The sequence below is a fragment of the Pseudarthrobacter sp. NIBRBAC000502771 genome, assembly GCF_006517215.1.
Taxonomy (GTDB): Bacteria; Actinomycetota; Actinomycetes; order Actinomycetales; family Micrococcaceae; genus Arthrobacter; species Arthrobacter niigatensis.
Map to the genome: position 1 here is coordinate 2,127,341 of NZ_CP041187.1, position 16,727 is coordinate 2,144,067.

Here is a 16,727-nt window from a genome sequence, read left to right on the forward strand (position 1 = left end):
GCCGCCGGGAGGGGTCCCGTGGCGCCCTTGACCGCCATCCGCTTCATCCTGGCCTTCGGGATCATCAGCGCACTGATGGACATGGTGTACGAGGGCGCCCGCAGTGTCACCGGCCCGTACCTGGGCGCGCTGGGCGCGTCAGCGCTCCTGGTCAGCGTTGTCACCGGCGCCGGCGAGGCAGTCGCCCTGGTCCTCCGCCTGGTGTTCGGCCGGCTTGCGGACAATCCCGGGCTGCGGTGGGCGCTGGCGATCGGCGGATACGCCCTGACGGCCGTTTCCGTTCCGCTGCTTGGACTCACGGACGCGCTGTGGATCGCCTGCCTCCTGGTCCTGGCGGAGCGGCTGGGCAAGGCGGTTCGGAGCCCCGCCAAGGACACCATGCTGGCAGAGGCAGGATCCGCGATGGGCCAGGGGAAGGCGTTCGCGCTGCATGAGGCCCTGGACCAGGTGGGGGCATTGCTGGGGCCGCTGCTGGTGGGGGCGGCACTGGCCCTTTCGGGCAGCTACGGTCCGGGGTTCCTGTTGCTGGCTGTCCCCGGACTGGTAGCCATGATGATCCTCTTCTGGCTGCGGCGGAGGGTCCCTGACCCTGGCCTCTTCGAGCCGGCCGACGCCCGGGCCGTCGGTCCTGTTCCCGGCGAAAGCGGCCCTGTCCACGGCGATGCCGGCGCCGTGTCCGGCAAAGCCGCCGCCATGCCCCGGCAGTACTGGCTCTATGCCGCATTCAGCAGCCTGACCATGTTCGGCTACGCCACGTTCGGGCTGCTCTCATTCCATCTGGTGGCTGCCGGGCTCCTGCCGCCCGCCGTGGTGCCTGTCCTCTATGCGGCAGCCATGGGAGTGGACGCCGTCGCCGCACTGGTTTCCGGCTGGCTCTTTGACCGGGTGGGGTTGAGAGTCCTGCTGGTCCTTCCCGTCCTGGCGGCTGCGGTGCCGTGGCTGGGTTTCAGCAACAACACGGCGCTGGCCGTGGCCGGCGTACTGGTGTGGGGAGCGGCCATGGGCGTCCAGGAAAGCACCATGCGGGCCGGCGTCGCCGGGCTGGCTCCGGTTGCCCGCCGGGGGAGCGCCTACGGGATGTTCACCGCGTGCTACGGCCTCGCGTGGCTGGCGGGAAGTTTCCTCATCGGGTGGCTTTACGAGTACTCAACTCTTGCCCTCGCCGTTACCGTCACGGCTGTGCAGGCTGCCGCCATGGTGATCTTCGTCGTCGTCCGTCCCCATGCCGGACGCCCTGGACCGCAGTCTCCGGGAACCGAATCCTCCTAGGCAACCGCTCCGGCGACCTCCGGGCACTCAATGCAGCGGACGTCCGCAACCAGGGAACCGGCGTCGTCCTTTTGGAAGTGGGTGACGTGATTGGTGGTCCTGCCGCAGGTGGGGCAGAAGCTCTGGCTTTGTTTAGTCCACATGCATGAATAATACGGAAAGCCACCGCAAACGAAAGATCAAGGACCAAAAGTATGTGGATCCCCGCATTCCCCGTGACCGGATCTTGACCAAACCTGCTGGCGATTCTTCAGGGAACACTGAGTTTCGCCGCGTAGCTTGGCCCCATCACGCAGTACGGAAGGAGCGCAGGACAATGACCATCACCGATTACATCGTGGCTCTCGGCGGCATGCTGGCTTCACTCGGATGTGCAGGACTCGTAGCCGCCGGCTTCATCAAGGCACGGGCGCGGCACCAGGCGTAGCCCGGCCGGCCGGCTACGCGATCGCCGGGGGTTCGAAGCGCGTTCGGGGTGCGCCGCTGGGCATGGCCTTCAGGATGCTGTCCGCCACGCTGCGTACTTTGAGGTTGCGGTTCCTCGACGTTCCCGCCAGCCTGCTGAACGCCTCCGCGTAGGAGCACCGGTTCTGCGCCATGATCACGCCGCAGGCAACGTCGATGCTGGTGCGGCTCTCCAGGACCTGCTTCAGGTTGTCGCCGGCGCGGACCACGCCGTGGACGTCCAGGGCCAGTTTCAGGCTGCGCGATGCCACCCCGCCGAACCACGCCGCCTCACTGGTGACCCTGGGGGTGAATACGTGATTGGGCGGGCCCAGGAACACCAAGGCGGCCGAGACCCCCGGATGCAGCTCCAGGGGCAGGACCAGGGCTGCGCCAAAGCCCTGCTCCAGCAAGCGCCTCCGGTAGGCCTGCCAGCGTGAGCCTGCCTGGCTGACCACCGTGGGCGCGGCCAGGGTGGAGCCCAGCGCGGCCGGGCCGTCCGAGTACTCGTCTTCGGAGGCTGCAACGGCTGCCGCCTCCGTGGTGCTTCCCGCTGTGGCGGTGCTGCCCCGCTGCCGGTACAGCACCGCAGCACACTCAACCCCGGTTCCTGCCGTGCTGCTGAGCCAGCGGGCGGAGGCGTACGCAAGCTTTTGCAGGGATGCCGCCTCGTCGTCAGCCCCGGTCATCAGGTCCAGCAGGAACCCCTGCCGATCGGGCCCCTCATTGTTCGCCGGGCCATCAGCCACCCCGCACCCCCATCTGCCATTACCCCAAGGCCGTGCTGCCGGGGATTGCACAAAAACCTATTGGTCCGGGCCGGGGCGCGGCACGAGTAGCCGGTACTCTACTTTTCCCCCGGAGCCCTCGGAGATACCTGTTCGTTTCTTTTGCGGGGAGGTGGGCGGGCGGCAAGTGGGCTACCATGGGTTTGTTAGACGGCCAAGCAAGTAGGATATCGAAGGAATTCGCATGAACCCGCATGGTGCAGGCGAAAGCTACTGGTACCCACCTGCCGGGGGTGACCGGCCCGGAGCCGTCGACGTGATCAATGCTTTGCGGGAGTTCCGGACGTCCGAGAGCGCCATGAGACGGCGCACCCGCTCCTCGGCCGCGATGGGGGAGACCGACCTCCTGGCACTTCGGTACCTGATCGATGCGGAAGCGGCGGGTGTTGGCATTCGGCCCTCGCAGCTCGCTGCCCGCCTCGGTATTACCTCCGCGTCGATGACCGGCCTCGTGGACCGCCTGGTCGCTGCCGGCCACGTGATCCGCGAACCCCACCCCTCCGACCGGCGTGCCGTCATCCTTCGGCCCACCCCGGGAGCCGACGATGAGGTGCGGCACAACCTCAACCAGCTGCACAAGCGCATGCTGGAGGCCGCCGAGTCGCTCACGCCGGAGGAAATCACTGCCGTCATGAACTTCCTGCTGCGCATGCGTGAAGCGGTGGATGCCGTGGAATCGAGCCCGGTTGCCGGACTCCGGTAGACAAGACGGTAATCCTAGTTAGACTAGCTACATTGTTTGATAACTATCGGATGGCGGGATCGCATGACTGCAGTACTTGAACCTCAGGCAGCGGAACAATCGATCCCTGTCCAGGCCCATGACGATTTCCAGCTCCAGCTGGCCCCGATGGAGCCGGGGGAGCCCGCAGCCCCCGCGCTGCCGGAGGAGCCTGGCGGGCCTGTGGACCTTGATGAGCCGGCCGCGCCTTTCCACTGCGGCGTGGCCATGACCGCCGGACCCGTCCCCATCGCATCGTTGGGGTGGGCGCCCCTCGAGCTCGCCTCATCCGAATGGTCCTGCACCTGCGGCTACACCATGGACAGTGCGCCAGCCGGTGACCCGCTGGAATCCGTCCGGCTGGCATCAGCCAGGGTGGAGAGCCTTCAGTGGGAACTTGACACGGCCCAGGAGCTGTTCGAGAACGCCGTCAGGAGCGCTTCGAAGCGAGGTGCCGAAGGGGAAGCCCTGGGCAGGGCCGCCGGCCTGAGCGCGGCGGAACTCCAGGACGTCCTCGCCGGCGGCACCGGGTTGCTGTAGGTCCCGGGCAAAGTCCGGAAAGCTCCTGACAGCCCGAAGTGCAGCCATCCGTATGTTCAGATGCAGCTGCACTTCGGGCTGTTGGAAGCGGAAGAAAAGCGGTGGCGGCCTGCTCTGGCCCGAATTGTGGGCGCGGCGAGCGGCCGGGAGTTTTAGGCAGCCAGCCGTACCGGCGCGGTGCGCGGATGCCGGCGGCCAGCGAGCACGCTGATGGTGCAGGGTGCCTGGTCGGGGTCGATCCTCGCGGGCAGCTGCCTCGTTTCGGACGAGGCGTGGAGCATTTCCAGCGCCTCCGCATCCACCCAGGCGCCAGAGATATCAAGCTCCAGGTCCAGGCCTCCCCTAAGGGAGTTGGCACGCTTTGCAACTACGTAGAGGGCGTTGACGCTGTGGATGGTGATATGCCCCGTTGCAATCACCTGGGCCTTGCTGTGGTCCAGATCGACCCGGACCACGATGTTCAGCTTAGAGTTCAAGATGTAAAGCCTTCCCCGGCATTGGCTGCGACGCTGCAGCTTCTTGCATGACCTATTTGCTTAAGCCTCAACCAGATTAGGCAACCAATGTGATGTGCGCAACACAGTGACGTTTGTTACATCGACGCCGTCGTTGGCCCTGCCGTGCCATTCCGTGATGAGATCAAGGCACGCCTCTTCCGCACCGCCCCCGAAGGACACGCAATGAGCAAAGAACAGCTGATCATTATCGGCTCAGGCCCCTCCGGCTACACCGCCGCCATCTACGCCGCCCGCGCCGGATTGAACCCCCTGGTGCTGGCAGGATCCGTGACCGCCGGCGGCGCCCTGATGAACACCACCGAGGTGGAGAACTTCCCGGGCTTCCCCGGCGGCGTCCAGGGCCCGGAGCTGATGGACGGGCTGCAGCAGCAGGCGGAAAAGTTCGGCGCGCGCATAGAGTACGACGACGCCACGTCCGTCGACCTGAAAGGTCCGGTCAAGCGCGTGGTCACCGGAGCGGGGGAGACGTACGAGGCCCAGGCCGTCATCCTGGCCACCGGTTCCGCCTACAAGGAACTCGGCCTGCCTGAGGAGAAAAAGTTCAGCGGCCACGGCGTCTCCTGGTGCGCCACCTGCGACGGGTTCTTCTTCCGCGAGCAGGACATCATCGTGGTGGGCGGTGGCGACTCCGCCATGGAGGAAGCAACCTTCCTGACCCGCTTCGGAAAGTCTGTCACCGTCGTGGTCCGCAAGGGTGAGCTCCGCGCCTCCCGGATCATGGCCCAGCGAGCCAAGGACAATCCCAAGATCCGCTTCGCCTGGAACTCCGCCGTGACGGCCATCCACGGCGATGGCAAGGTCAGCGGCGTGACCCTGACGGACACCCGTACCGGCGAAACCCGGCACCAGGACGCCACCGGCATCTTCGTGGCCATCGGCCACCTGCCCCGCACCGACCTGGTGGCCGGCCAGGTGGACCTGGACGACGAAGGCTACATCAAGGTGGACGCGCCCACTACGTGCACCAACCTGCCCGGCGTCTTCGCCTGCGGCGATGCCGTGGACCACCGCTACCGGCAGGCCATCACCGCAGCAGGCACCGGCTGCGCGGCGGCCCTTGACGCCGAGCGCTTCCTGGCCGCTCTGGAGGACGCCGCCAGCATCGCCACAGCCCTGGTGGAGGAGCCGACACACAACTAAATGCTGTGCAGTGCGACTAAATGCTGTGCAGCGCGATGGCTCCCCAGGTCAGACGACTTCGGGGAGCCTTCCCGTTAAGACCGAAACCGGTGCTGAGGACCAGCGCTCGCGTTCCGGCTCGTATGAGATCACCATGGACGGGTCGCTCTCGCGCGCCTCGTCGATGGCCAGCAGCAGGGCGTCTTCCATGTGCCTGGCGTATTCCAGCCGCTCGGGCAGCGAACCCTCCAGACCGCCGTCGTCGATCAGCACGTGGCCCTTGCCGTCCACGATGACTTTCAATGAATACCCGCTGTCCTCGTGAAGGGACCCCCGGGTGGATGAAATTTCCGTGACCCGGTCTGCCCGGACCAACCCGTTGCCCAGCGTGCGGATCCACACTTCACCCATGAAATGACCTCCCCTTGGCTGTGGGCGCAGATCATCGGCGCCCCATAAGGCGAACGCTACTCCTTCGCGGGCAAGTTGTGACCCCCGCATTTTTACGGGGCGGCCGCGCCAAAAGCGGGTGTTCGGCATCCACGGCCTCAAGCCAGGAGAGGTGGTGCCCACCCTGGAACTCTTCATGGCCCACAAGCATCCGCTGGACCGGGAGCCTGTCCGCGCCCTCTGGGAAAAGTTGCTGGACGGCGGCGGCCAAGGCGCGCTCCTCCAACGGGTCATTGACGTGCGCGGCAAGGAGCGGCGCGTTTTTTCCGCAGTCCAGGCCATTGCCGATCCTTCGGGCCACGTCGGGTACGTCCGCGGGTTCATGGTGGACGTGACCCAGAGCCTGCGGATCGAGTCCCAGCATGCGGCAGAGGAGGCCATTGGGGGGGCCTACGGACACAAGGCCCTGATCGAGCAGGCCAAGGGCGTTGTCATGGCGCTGCGGGGTGTGGACGGGCCGGCGGCGTTCCAGGTCCTGGCCACCAGGAGCCAGCACACCAACACCAAGCTGCGTTTTGTTGCAGAAGAACTGGTGAACGCCGCGGCGGACGGCAAGGCCGATGAACTGCTGGCGGGCTACTGATTCCCCGGCAGCATTCTCCCGGCCCGGCTCCCGCCGGCGCCCGTGGGACCTTCGGCACTTCCCGCCGTCGCACGCCCTGCGCGACTCTGGTTGCACGTCCGCTGGCGCCCAGCAGCCCCCTCCCTGCATCGATTGCTGGGTATCTGCCGTTTTGAGCGCTGTAAAAACGACCGGTACGAAGCAACCGATGCCGGATTAGGGGCGCTGCGGCGGGGGGGGGAGCCAGGCAACCGGTGAGGAGGGTGGCGATGGCAAACAGGACCAGTGCTGGCCGCAGCGGCAACATAGGCTCCGCGATCATCAACGCCCTGCTGCTGTACGGGATCAACATCTGGCCCGGGTGGCAGGTGCTGCCGTTCCTGACGGCGGACATGGCAAGGGCCCTGGGCCTGATCAATGCCTCGTTGATCGCCGGCATCGTAGTGAACCTCGTGTGCGTGCTGATCCGCTCCAGGGCGCTGCTGGCACTGGGAAACCTTGTGGTCATAGGCATCGGGGTGGCCGCCATGCTGCGTCTCTGGGACGTCTTCCCTTTCGACTTCGGCACTGCCTGGTCCGGCTGGCCCATCCTGGTGCGTGTCTTCCTGGTCCTCGGAATCGTGGGCTCGATCATCGGTGCCGTCGTGGAACTGGTGAACCTGTTCCGCGCCCTTGCCGGGCTGGAGCCGCGGGCACGCTGAGGGCCGGCCGAACCGCAGGACCATCAGGGCGGCCCCGGAAACTCCTGGCACCCCTGCCAATGCGGGAGGTCCGGATCGGGCGGCCATAGGATAAATCTGATGACTTCCCCGGACGACCCCGAGCCCTTCAACCTGCGCAGCATTGCAGTGGCCGCCTTCGGCCCCACCTTGCTTTTCGGAATCGGGCAAGGTGCCATCCTGCCGGTGGTGGCGTTGTCCGCCCGCGACCTTGGTGCCTCGGTGGCGGTGGCAGCGCTGATCGTCACATTGATCGGGCTGGGGTCCTGGTTCTTCAACCTGCCCGCGTCCCTGGTGACCCTGCGATTCGGTGAACGCTGGTCCATCGTGGGGGCCGCCGTCGCCGCCGGCCTGGCCCTGGCGGCCGCCGCCACGTCCTCACTGGCACCGAACGGGCTGTGGCTGCTCGCCGTGGCGATGACCGTCGTCGGGATGTCCGGAGCAGTGTTTGGCCTGGCGCGGCAAAAATACCTCACCGAGGCGGTACCCGTGGCGTTCCGTGCCCGCGCGCTGTCCACGCTGGGCGGCGTGAACCGGATCGGGGTGTTCATCGGCCCGTTTGCGGGGGCGGCGGTGATGCAGTTCTTCGGCATCGCCGGCGCCTACTGGGTGGGCGTGGTGGCCATGGCGGCCGCCGCCCTGCTGTCCCTCACCATCCCGGACCTAACGACGCCGGAGGTACGCACGGGTGCGGACGCCGGGCCCCAGCCCACGCTCCGCAGCGTTGCGGTGTCCCATGCGGGCGTGTTCCTTTCGCTGGGGGTGGGCATCCTGCTGCTCAGCGCGCTGCGGTCCTCCCGGCAGGTGGTAATCCCACTCTGGTCCGACCATCTGGGCATGGACGCCACCTCCGCCTCCCTGATCTACGGGCTGTCCGGCGCTATCGACATGCTGGTGTTCTACCCGGCCGGAAAGCTCATGGACCGCAAAGGCCGGCAGTGGGTGGCCGTACCCTCCACGCTGCTTATGGGGACCGCCCTGCTCCTGATCCCGCTGACAGGGTCCTTCGTGGGGTTGCTGCTGGCCGCGCTGCTGATCGGGTTTGGCAACGGCATCAGCTCCGGGCTGGTAATGACCCTCGGTGCCGATTTCTCGCCGGACCGCGGCCGCGGGCAGTTCCTGGGCCTCTGGCGGTTCATGGCCGACGCCGGGTCCACCGGGGGGCCGGTCCTCCTCTCCGGGGTGACCGCGCTTGCCTCCCTGGGCCCGGGCATCGCCGCCACGGGTGTCCTGGGGTTCGCGGCGGCGGCCGTGTTCGCCGTCGTGATTCCCCGCCTGAAGCACCGCCGCAACTACTAGTTGCTCCATCAGATATGGTCCCTAAACCGGGGCTTTGGCGGCTATACCTGATAGGGCAACAGGGCGTGTTGGCGCGGCCTGTTGGTGGGTAGGGCGCGCGGCGCGGCTATTCTCGACTCATGAGTGATCCCGGCGCCGCTGCCCGCATCAGTCCGCTGCAGAAGGCTGTGTGGTGGGCGCAGGACTACGTGTACGCCGCGGTCTGGCAGGTCCGCGGATTTTTCTCGCGCGTGCAGCCGGCGTCCTTCCGCAACGGGACCCGCGCACCCGTGGTGATCATTCCCGGCGTGTACGAAAACTGGCAGTTCATGATGCCGCTTATCCAGGCCATCCACGACGCCGGGCACCCGGTGCATGTGGTCACGGTGCTCCAGCGCAACAAACTGAAGGTGCCGGACGGCGCCAAGCTGGTGGCGCAGCACCTTGAGGAGGCGGGGTTGCGCGATGCCATCCTGGTGGCGCACAGCAAGGGCGGCCTGATCGGCAAGTACACCATGCTGTCCCTGGATCCCGAACACCGGATCGACCGGATGATCGCTGTGTGCTCGCCGTTTTCCGGCTCGCGCTACGCCCGTTACATGCTGCTTCCCAGCCTGCGGATCTTCTCGCCGCGGAACGCCCTGACCCTCCAGATGGCGCGCGAGCAGACCGTCAACAGCCGCATCACTTCCCTGTACGGGCCGTTCGATCCACACATTCCGGAGGGGAGCGTCCTGCCCGGGGCCACCAACATTGAGCTGCCGGTGGCGGGGCATTTCCGTATCCTTGGCGACCCCGCTACGGCCCGCATCATTGTGGAGCAGCTGAACCTTCCGGCCTGACTGTGCCGGCCGCGTTGCCCAGTGCATTTGCTGGCCGCGGCGCTCTTGCGGCGATGTGCCGGGCGATGAAGGCCGCATCCCTGCCCACGCCGTTCACCATCGAGGACGCCAGCGACTGCTGGAAGGTGGCCCCCAGGAAATACAGCCCCTGCGTTTTGGCTACGCCGCGGACCTGCTCCGGCTCCCCGTCCGGGCCGGTCACCGGCAGGTCAATCCACGCCAGGTCCGGCCGGAAACCTGTGCACCAAATGACGTTGGTGATATCAAGCGTTCTGCCGTCCGCGAGCTGTGGGCGGCCGTCTATGGCGCCTTCCGTCCTGGGGACACGTTCGACGCCGGCACGCACCAGGTCACGGTCCTTCACCCGGACCAACGGCCCGCTGTGGGCGAGGATGTGCGGCCGGGCTTTCCGTCCGGCGGGCGTGTTGAGGTTCACGATGTGTGAGAAGGCGAAGAAGACGGCGAGGGTGAGCGGGCGGGCCGCCACGGCGTCGATCGGCCAGGGGATCTGGCCCGGGTGCCGGCCCGAAAGATAAACCTTGTGGGTGGACGCGAGTTCAAGCGCGACGTCGGCTCCGGAGTTGCCTGCCCCGACCACCAGGACGGGGCCTGCTGCCAGGTCCCTTGGGCCCTTATAGGTGCCCGCCGTGAGCTGCCTGATATCCGGGCTGAGCTGGCCAGCGAAGGCCGGCACCTTTGGCTTGCGGTCCCAGCCGGGGGCGACCACCACGTTGTCTGCCGCCAGGTTTTGGCCGTCAGTTTCGATGGTGAAACTGTTTCCGTTGTGGCTGAGGCGGGTGACCCTGCAATTGTGCCTGACGGGCAGGTGGAACGTCTGCGCATAGCTGCTGAGGTAGTTGGCGAATTCTTCACGCGACGGGTAGGACCAGGGCGGGGCGGGATAGCGGCTGCCGGGAAGGGCGTCGTAGCGGGCAGGGGTGAAGAGCCTGAGGGAGTCCCAGCGGGTGCGCCAGCTGTCTCCGGTCCGTGGGTTCTCATCGAGGATCACGAACGAACGCCTGGCGCGGGACAAGTGGTAGCCCATGGCCAGGCCTGCCTGGCCGCCGCCTATCACTACGGTGTCGAAGTGCTCTGACATGGTGCCCTGCCCTTCCGCCCCTGTTCCGTTGCGTCGACGCGGTGCGCTGTGCCAGTGCCCTGCGCTGCGGTCCGGGTCTTCCTGCTACAATTCATCCGAATAGTATTCGGATGAAATAAGGCTAGGCCCGGCAATGAGTGAAGTCAATGCCCCCGCGCGCCGCTACCACTCGCCCCGGCGGAAGGAGCAGGCGGCCGCCACCCGCGAGGCCGTGCTGGTTGCCGCCCGCGAACTCTTTGTGGGGGAGGGGTACCGGTCCACCACCGTGGCGGGCATTGCGCGGCGGGCCGGAGTGGCCGTCGACACCATCTATGCCACCATCGGGCGGAAGCCGGACCTCATGCGTGAAGTGGTGGAAACGGCCATCTCGGGCACCGGCCAGGCCGTGCCCGCTGAACAACGGGACTATGTGATCCGCCTGCGGGAGGCGAGCGGGGCGGCCCGGAAAATTTCGATCTATGCGCACGCGCTGGCCGGCATCCAGCCCCGCCTGGCGCCGGTTTATCTGGCCCTTCGCGATGCCGCGGGCAATGACCCGGACTGCGCAGCGCTCTGGACCGAGATCTCCGAACGGCGGGCCGCCAACATGCTTAAGTTCGTGGAGGACCTTGCCGCCACCGGCGAGCTGCGGACGGACCGCCCGGCCGCTGAACTTGCCGATGTTGTCTGGAGTATGAACGGTCCCGAGTACTGGGTGCTGCTGGTGGGCCAGCGCGGGTGGGCGCCCGGGCAGTTCGCCGAATGGCTGGCCGATGCGTGGTGCCGACTGCTGCTGGCAGGGGGCCGGCCCGGGGGGCTGTCCGGCAGCTAGGAATCGGCGGGGCCAAGGGGGGCGGCCTGGGTGGCCGGCTTATCACGGCCGGGGCTCTCCAGACGTGGCTCCTTCAGCTCGATAAAAAGGCAGTGTGTAGGCGTGGAGCCGGTATTCGTCCCGGAATGTTCCTGCGCGTCGAGCCAGCGGGCCTGCCCTGCCCGCAGGTCCACATCCGCTTCCCGGTCTCCTGAACGGAGGCGGCGGGTGAAGGAACTGAGCGTCACCATCACGCTGTCAGGGTGGGAATGGGTGCCGGTGGTGTCTCCGGGGCCGTCGCTGTACTCGAGGACGCGGACCCGGTCGTTTTCGAAGACGAGCCGGTAGTGCTGCGGATTCACTGCAATGGGATCGGCCACGGGAAACCCCTCGATGAGTCTTTTATGGGACATCCGTACCATAACGGTACGTCTGTATCATAAGTCTTGTGTCCGTACGCCACAATGAAAAATATCTGGAGACCGGAAGGACCCGGCAGAAGTCGCGCACCCGTGAAGAGCTGGTGTCTTCGCTCCGGGACCTGCTGAAGGACGGGCAGGATCCGTCGGTTGCGGAAGTCGCCGCCATTGCCGGTATATCCCGGACCACTGCCTACCGCTACTTCCCGGACAAGGAGGCCCTCCTGCACGCGGCCCTCCCCGAAACCGGGCTGGGGTCGCTGCTTGGTGAGGATCCGCCGTCGGACATCCGTGCCCGCCTGGAACGCACCCTGGAGGCGCACTTCGAGTTCATCCGCGCCTGGGAACCGCAGCTGCGGGCGTCCTTGCGGCTGTCCCTGACTCCCGGCGCTGCCCGGCCCGCCCTGCGCGGCGGCCGCGCCGTGGGCTGGTACCGCGACGCCCTGGCGCCGCTGGAATCCAACGGATCCGGAATCGACACCGCCGCCCTGGCCGTGCGGCTTAGGGCTGTTGCCGGGATTGAACCTTACGTCTGGCTGCGGGATGTGGCAGGTCTGCGGCCGGACCAGGCGTTCAGTGCCATGCGTGCCAACGCACTGGACATTCTTGGCGCCGAAATGAGCCGGCAACAGTAGCTGCCGCGGTGCCCCGGCAGGCGAGGCGCCAAGGGCGGCATTTGAGGTAGAAGCGCAGGTCAGGCCTCGGTTGAACTTTCAAATACCTTGAGGATTTGTTGACTCTTTACCCCCTCGCTTCCTGAGGTTGGGCGTGCAAAGTGGTCCCCAGTTAGACAAAAGGAACGAACACCACAAAGTCTGAGGGGACATCATGAAGAACAGCACTCTGGTTAAGGGAACTGCCGCTATCGCCGTCGGCGCTGCATTGCTGCTGGGCGGCGGGGGTACCCTGGCCAACTGGAACGCATCGACCTCGGCTGCTCCAGGCAGCATCATCGCCGGTGACCTGAATGTTGCCAAGGCCGGAACCGGCGTCTGGACTGACGGTGCGGGCAAAGAAATTGACATCAAGAACTACAGGGTAGTTCCGGGTGACAACTTGACCTTTACCCAGAACCTCACCGTCACTCTTCTGGGGGACAAAATGGCAGCCAGTATCACGGCCGCAGGGGTTGGACCCAATTCAGGCTTTACAGGCAACAACGTTGTCGTTTCCGACCCGCTACTCAAGATTGGCGCAGCCACCGTAGCGAACCCTTTGAAGCCGACTGGCGCAGACCAGAACGTCACGGCCTCAATCACCTTCAACTTCAAATCGGCCACGCCGGGTCTTGAAAATGTCAAGGACACGTACAACTTCGCGGATGTGAAGTTTACTCTGCAGCAGGTTACTCAGCCTGGCCTGTCTTAGTCGGACGATGGCGGGTGGCTGAACGGCCACCCGCTTGGTGATCAGGCAACAGGACGACAACCAGGAGGGGACCATGCGCACGAAGCGCAGGCTGCAGACGGCAGCTTTGGTCGCCTTCGCAGTGGTCCTGGGCCTGTTCACCGTGCAGGGAACCTACGCACTCTGGAATGCCGTGGCATCGGCAACTCCGGGCACCATCACGTCGGCGTCATTCGATACGACGCTGCAGGCGGTCAACACCGGCACGACGACCAACATGACGCTCGCGGACGGGAAGACCTCGGCGACCCTGACCTTGTCTCCGGCAGGGACCTTAGGGCCGGGAACCTCGGTCTACGGCGGCGTGGTGGTCACCAACAACACCAACGCCGGCGGCCAGTTCAACACCGCCATCACCGTAGGGGCGCCGAGCCTGGCGAACCTCAACGGCGGAGTCCTTGCCACCTACATCATCGTGAGCGCGAAGACCGCCGTTTCCTCGACGGAATGCAGCTCCAGCACCGGCTACGCGCAGATCGGCACCAGCGGCCTCGTCTCGCCCACGGTGGGCAAAGGCGCGTCCACCATCTTCTGCTTCCAGGTCAGCCTCGCCTCCGGCACCCCGTCAACAGTGAAAGGACAAGCAGTGACGATCTCCCTTCCACTCACCGCACGTCAACTCTGCGGGGTGCCCAGTGGCTGCTGACTTGACCGAACGCCTTCTCGGCGGAGACACCGAACCCGAATCTCCGGCAGCCGCGCCAAAGCCGGCACGCGGGCGCAAAGCCGCCTGGACCGCCGTCGGACGCTTCCTGAGCATGGCCGCCATGCTGGTGGCACTGTTCGCCGCCCTGGTACTGATTGTGGTGCCGGTGGCGACGGGTTCACAGTCCTACACGATCCTCACCAAGTCCATGGTCCAGAAGTACCCGCCGGGAACGTTCATGGTGATGAAGCCCGCGCCGTTCGACGAACTCAAGTACGGCGACGTCATCACCTTCCAGCTCTATTCCGGCCGGCCGGACGTGGAAACGCACCGGATTGTCGGCTTCGGTTCAACCCAGCAGGGCGAAAAGACCCTGATCACCAGGGGCGACAACAACGGAGCCAACGATGCAGAACCTGTCCGCGCCATCCAGGTCAAAGGCAAGCTGTTCTACGCCGTCCCGTACGTGGGTTTCGTAGCGAACTTCCTGGGGAACTCAGACCGTGGCACATGGACGGTGATCGCAGCGGTGGCGCTGATCGGCTATGGAGCCATCACGGTATACACGTCCCTCCGCAAGACCCGAAAGGGCGATGAGCCGGCTGCGGAGGCTGCGTAGATGGCACGGTTCCGGACCCTTCCAGGCGCGGCGCTCGCCGTCGGGGCCTTCGTACTTACGGTGCTGCTCGGTGCCGGCGCCGCCTCCGCGTCCGCACTCTGGCAGCAAAGCGCGACCGCGACCATGACCGTCACCGCATCCGGAACCTGGTCCCAACCTGTGTTCAACACCCCCGTGTGCAGCAACGTAGACAACGCGAACAAGTACGTATCCCTGGCATACTCGGGTTTCTCCGAGCCTCCAACGAAGCTCACCTTCTCGGCAGCCGGAACCAACGGGGTCTACGGGGCAAGTTCGGACCTGGCCGGCCCGTTCGGTACTTCCGGGAGCGTATCGCTCTTCGGAGACTCCACGATTTTCACCCAGGTCACCACCACCCCGGCGACGGTCAGGATTGTGGCCGCATTCGCAGGCGGTGCCCAGGCCACCGCGTATGTGAAGGTGGGCCTGGAGATCGGCACGGGAAACAAGAAGATTTATTGCGCCTGAGCTTTCCTCTTGCCAGCTCGGCGGAAGAAGGTGCCGCTGCATCCCCCCATGCAGTGGCACCGTCTCCCGCCGAGCTGGTTCCCGGGATTCTGGCGACGCGCAAATGCTTCTCCGACCGACGTCGTCCGCGACGCTCCTGGAATGTGGGCCGCGCAAGGGAATGCGCGAGTCGAAGAAGGAGAAGCGGGTCGAAGGTGGCTGTGGGCCGCGGCGGGGAAGAGCCGGGTCGAGGAGGAAAATCCGCGTCGTAGCACCACACGGTCCTTACACTGGCACTATGTCATGCCGCATCAGTGAACTGGTCCTGAACTGCACCAACCCGGAACTGCTCGCGCGGTTCTGGAGTGAAGTCCTTGGTTATGTGGAGCTGGACAGGGAGGACGGGGCGATTGAGATCGGGCCGGAAGCCGGGTTCGGCGGACTGCAGCCCACGATCATCCTGAGCCCCAGCAGCAACCCGCGGGTGGGGAGGCTTCCGCTGCACATCGACGTCAACCCCGTGGACCGGGACCAGGACGCCGAGCTGGAACGGCTGCTGGCCCTCGGCGCACGGCCGGCGGACGTGGGGCAGGCCGGCGACGAGCAGTGGCACGTCCTGCAGGACCCCGAAGGGAACGAATTCTGCCTCCTGCGCAGGCGGCTCGAGCCCTGATCGACGGCCGCCGCGCGCCGGAAAAGCAGGAATGCCTGGTGGCGCCCACTTCAAAACGCCGCCCAGGCACCAGCAACTATCCATCGCCCCCATCAAGCCCGGGGACCGCAAATCCTCAAGGTTGGCTCAAGACTTCCCGGCGGTAAGCCCGGCCGTGCTACGGAGGGGGCCCTCCTGGATATTTGCGCCCCGAGGCCTTTCCTGCCGCGCAAGTCCGGCATAGGGTTTGGGGACAGCCAAGTATCAAGCAGCTGGTGAACGGGCCGAACGACATTCCTGCAACGGAGCAGGGACTGGAAGAGGCGCACATTGAGCGAGTTGATGCTGCTGGGCATGGGCGGACTGGCCCGGGAAGTGCTGGCCGCGGTCCGGACCAGCGGGCAGTACGACGTCCTGGGGATCCTGGATGATGACGCGGAACTGCTGGGCACCACCATCGAAGGCACGGTGGTGATGGGCGCGCTCGCTGACGCGCCTGCCTTCACTAAGGCGTTTTTCAGCGTCTGCCTTCCCTCCGGGCGCGACAGGGAAGGCTTGGTGGGCCGGCTTTCCCGCCTCGGCGTGCACGAGGACCGGTACGCCACCGTGGTGGACCCGGATGTGCGGGTCCCCAGGGATTCCCGGATCGGCCCCGGCAGCATTGTGATGCGGAACGCCACCATCTCCCCGCAGGCCCGCATCGGACGGCACGTGCTCTTGAAGCCGCACGTCACCGTGGGATGCTGCGCCAGCGTGGATGACTTCGCCACTCTGCATCCCCGCGTCTCGGTAGGGGAAGGCACGCGGATTGGCCGGGCGGCGCACCTGGGCATGAACGCCGGGATTGGCGACGGGCTGGTGGTGGGGGACTACTCCCACGTCGGGATGCGCTCAGCGGTGACGCACAACGTTCCTGAGCACGAAACGTGGGCCGGTGTGCCCGCCCGCGCGGAGGCCGCAACCACCGAAAACCCGGACTATGGACCCTTACGGGGCAGGCATGGAGACGCTACATTGTAGCTACTCGCGGGGGCGTCGTCCGTTCCCTGCCACCGTTACTGAGGGAACACCGTGGAACTGTTCAGCGATAAACCGGCACTCGCCGCGGCTGCCCTGACCAGGCTCGTTGCTGCGGACATCGAAACGAAGGGCCGCCCCGCCGGCAGCCTCCGTGCGTACCTCAGCGACCTGGTGGTCCGGAACGGCCCCAGCATCGTGGAGGAGTTGGCCATTGAGCTGGCCCGGCAGCACCTGGCCACGCTCGACCGGCTGGCCAAGGCCACGGGCCGGCCTGCCGCCCGATACTTGGATGAGATTGAACTTGCCGCAGCCATGGAGGAAAGCATAGGACGGGACTTCGGGGAAACCGCGGGCTGA

Annotated in this window: 23 protein-coding genes; 17 read left to right on the top strand and 6 right to left on the bottom strand. The window is 66.1% G+C overall.

What is annotated here, in order from left to right:
* Positions 1-18 precede the first annotated feature (18 nt).
* The gene (locus NIBR502771_RS09930) at positions 19-1,269 is read left to right on the top strand and encodes an MFS transporter (RefSeq protein WP_246839868.1); all 1,251 of its coding nucleotides are present in this window, start codon (positions 19-21) and stop codon (positions 1,267-1,269) included.
* Here NIBR502771_RS09930 and NIBR502771_RS20725 read toward each other — a convergent pair.
* Both NIBR502771_RS20725 and NIBR502771_RS09935 read right to left on the bottom strand, forming a co-directional pair.
* Positions 1,266-1,412 carry a hypothetical protein gene (locus tag NIBR502771_RS20725; protein WP_168223169.1) on the bottom strand — a complete coding sequence of 49 codons (147 nt, stop codon included), beginning with the start codon at positions 1,410-1,412 and terminating at the stop codon, positions 1,266-1,268. The genes NIBR502771_RS09930 and NIBR502771_RS20725 overlap by 4 nt on opposite strands.
* Positions 1,413-1,709: 297 nt before the next feature.
* Positions 1,710-2,462, bottom strand: coding sequence for an ANTAR domain-containing protein (locus NIBR502771_RS09935; protein ID WP_141159612.1), 753 nt, complete (start codon positions 2,460-2,462; stop codon positions 1,710-1,712).
* 223 nt (positions 2,463-2,685) lie between these two features.
* On the opposite strand from NIBR502771_RS09935, the gene NIBR502771_RS09940 reads away from it, so the two are divergent.
* Together NIBR502771_RS09940 and NIBR502771_RS20960 are read left to right on the top strand one after the other, a co-directional pair.
* Positions 2,686-3,204 carry a MarR family winged helix-turn-helix transcriptional regulator gene (locus tag NIBR502771_RS09940; RefSeq protein ID WP_141159613.1) on the top strand — a complete coding sequence of 173 codons (519 nt, stop codon included), beginning with the start codon at positions 2,686-2,688 and terminating at the stop codon, positions 3,202-3,204.
* A 63-nt stretch (positions 3,205-3,267) separates the two neighbouring features.
* Positions 3,268-3,762: a hypothetical protein gene (locus tag NIBR502771_RS20960; protein ID WP_246839869.1), complete on the top strand. Its 495-nt coding sequence runs from the start codon at positions 3,268-3,270 to the stop codon at positions 3,760-3,762.
* Positions 3,763-3,914: 152 nt separating this feature from the next.
* On the opposite strand, the gene NIBR502771_RS09950 is transcribed toward NIBR502771_RS20960, so the two are convergent.
* Positions 3,915-4,238, bottom strand: coding sequence for a hypothetical protein (locus tag NIBR502771_RS09950; protein ID WP_141159614.1), 324 nt, complete (start codon positions 4,236-4,238; stop codon positions 3,915-3,917).
* Between the two features lie 204 nt (positions 4,239-4,442).
* On the opposite strand from NIBR502771_RS09950, the gene trxB reads away from it, so the two are divergent.
* On the top strand, positions 4,443-5,420 hold the full coding sequence (gene trxB / locus NIBR502771_RS09955) for a thioredoxin-disulfide reductase (protein ID WP_141159615.1): 978 nt from the start codon (positions 4,443-4,445) through the stop codon (positions 5,418-5,420).
* 48 nt (positions 5,421-5,468) lie between these two features.
* On the opposite strand, the gene NIBR502771_RS09960 is transcribed toward trxB, so the two are convergent.
* Positions 5,469-5,810 carry a hypothetical protein gene (locus NIBR502771_RS09960; RefSeq protein WP_141159616.1) on the bottom strand — a complete coding sequence of 114 codons (342 nt, stop codon included), beginning with the start codon at positions 5,808-5,810 and terminating at the stop codon, positions 5,469-5,471.
* 154 nt (positions 5,811-5,964) lie between these two features.
* Between NIBR502771_RS09960 and NIBR502771_RS09965 the strand changes: the two genes are divergently transcribed.
* The 4 genes from NIBR502771_RS09965 to NIBR502771_RS09980 all read left to right on the top strand — a co-directional run bounded on the left by NIBR502771_RS09965 (position 5,965) and on the right by NIBR502771_RS09980 (position 9,250).
* Positions 5,965-6,432: an ANTAR domain-containing protein gene (locus NIBR502771_RS09965; RefSeq protein WP_246839870.1), complete on the top strand. Its 468-nt coding sequence runs from the start codon at positions 5,965-5,967 to the stop codon at positions 6,430-6,432.
* A 248-nt stretch (positions 6,433-6,680) separates the two neighbouring features.
* Complete coding sequence (locus tag NIBR502771_RS09970) at positions 6,681-7,112, top strand: hypothetical protein (protein WP_141159617.1); 432 nt, start codon at positions 6,681-6,683, stop codon at positions 7,110-7,112.
* Positions 7,113-7,211: 99 nt separating this feature from the next.
* Positions 7,212-8,429, top strand: a complete 1,218-nt coding sequence (locus NIBR502771_RS09975; RefSeq protein WP_141159618.1) for an MFS transporter — start codon at positions 7,212-7,214, stop codon at positions 8,427-8,429.
* A 119-nt stretch (positions 8,430-8,548) separates the two neighbouring features.
* Positions 8,549-9,250: a triacylglycerol lipase gene (locus tag NIBR502771_RS09980; RefSeq protein WP_141159619.1), complete on the top strand. Its 702-nt coding sequence runs from the start codon at positions 8,549-8,551 to the stop codon at positions 9,248-9,250.
* Here NIBR502771_RS09980 and NIBR502771_RS09985 read toward each other — a convergent pair.
* Positions 9,219-10,349 carry an NAD(P)/FAD-dependent oxidoreductase gene (locus tag NIBR502771_RS09985; protein ID WP_141159620.1) on the bottom strand — a complete coding sequence of 377 codons (1,131 nt, stop codon included), beginning with the start codon at positions 10,347-10,349 and terminating at the stop codon, positions 9,219-9,221. The genes NIBR502771_RS09980 and NIBR502771_RS09985 overlap by 32 nt on opposite strands.
* 133 nt (positions 10,350-10,482) lie before the next feature.
* Between NIBR502771_RS09985 and NIBR502771_RS09990 the strand changes: the two genes are divergently transcribed.
* Positions 10,483-11,160 carry a TetR/AcrR family transcriptional regulator gene (locus NIBR502771_RS09990; protein WP_141159621.1) on the top strand — a complete coding sequence of 226 codons (678 nt, stop codon included), beginning with the start codon at positions 10,483-10,485 and terminating at the stop codon, positions 11,158-11,160.
* Here the strand turns inward: NIBR502771_RS09990 and NIBR502771_RS09995 are convergent.
* Positions 11,157-11,519 (bottom strand): cytoplasmic protein, encoded by a 363-nt coding sequence (locus NIBR502771_RS09995; RefSeq protein ID WP_210411377.1) that lies wholly within the window; start codon positions 11,517-11,519, stop codon positions 11,157-11,159. The two genes, NIBR502771_RS09990 and NIBR502771_RS09995, sit on opposite strands and share 4 nt — an antisense overlap.
* A gap of 68 nt (positions 11,520-11,587) precedes the next feature.
* Here NIBR502771_RS09995 and NIBR502771_RS10000 point away from each other — a divergent pair, with 68 nt between their 5' ends.
* The 8 genes from NIBR502771_RS10000 (at position 11,588) to NIBR502771_RS10035 (ending at position 16,727) form a co-directional block, all read left to right on the top strand.
* Positions 11,588-12,193 (top strand): TetR/AcrR family transcriptional regulator, encoded by a 606-nt coding sequence (locus tag NIBR502771_RS10000; RefSeq protein WP_210411379.1) that lies wholly within the window; start codon positions 11,588-11,590, stop codon positions 12,191-12,193.
* A 193-nt stretch (positions 12,194-12,386) separates the two neighbouring features.
* Positions 12,387-12,926: an alternate-type signal peptide domain-containing protein gene (locus tag NIBR502771_RS10005; protein ID WP_141159623.1), complete on the top strand. Its 540-nt coding sequence runs from the start codon at positions 12,387-12,389 to the stop codon at positions 12,924-12,926.
* Between the two features lie 73 nt (positions 12,927-12,999).
* On the top strand, positions 13,000-13,611 hold the full coding sequence (locus tag NIBR502771_RS10010; protein WP_141159624.1) for a hypothetical protein: 612 nt from the start codon (positions 13,000-13,002) through the stop codon (positions 13,609-13,611).
* Positions 13,601-14,230 carry a signal peptidase I gene (locus NIBR502771_RS10015; protein WP_141159625.1) on the top strand — a complete coding sequence of 210 codons (630 nt, stop codon included), beginning with the start codon at positions 13,601-13,603 and terminating at the stop codon, positions 14,228-14,230. Before NIBR502771_RS10010 ends, NIBR502771_RS10015 begins: the two co-directional genes overlap by 11 nt.
* A complete protein-coding gene (locus NIBR502771_RS10020; RefSeq protein ID WP_141159626.1) occupies positions 14,231-14,719 on the top strand; it encodes a hypothetical protein in 489 nt (162 codons plus the stop codon).
* 277 nt (positions 14,720-14,996) lie between these two features.
* Entirely contained in the window at positions 14,997-15,371 is a 375-nt protein-coding gene (locus NIBR502771_RS10025) for a VOC family protein (RefSeq protein ID WP_141159627.1), read from the top strand.
* 309 nt (positions 15,372-15,680) lie between these two features.
* A complete protein-coding gene (locus NIBR502771_RS10030; protein ID WP_141159628.1) occupies positions 15,681-16,370 on the top strand; it encodes an acetyltransferase in 690 nt (229 codons plus the stop codon).
* A 51-nt stretch (positions 16,371-16,421) separates the two neighbouring features.
* Positions 16,422-16,727, top strand: a complete 306-nt coding sequence (locus NIBR502771_RS10035) for a hypothetical protein (RefSeq protein WP_141159629.1) — start codon at positions 16,422-16,424, stop codon at positions 16,725-16,727.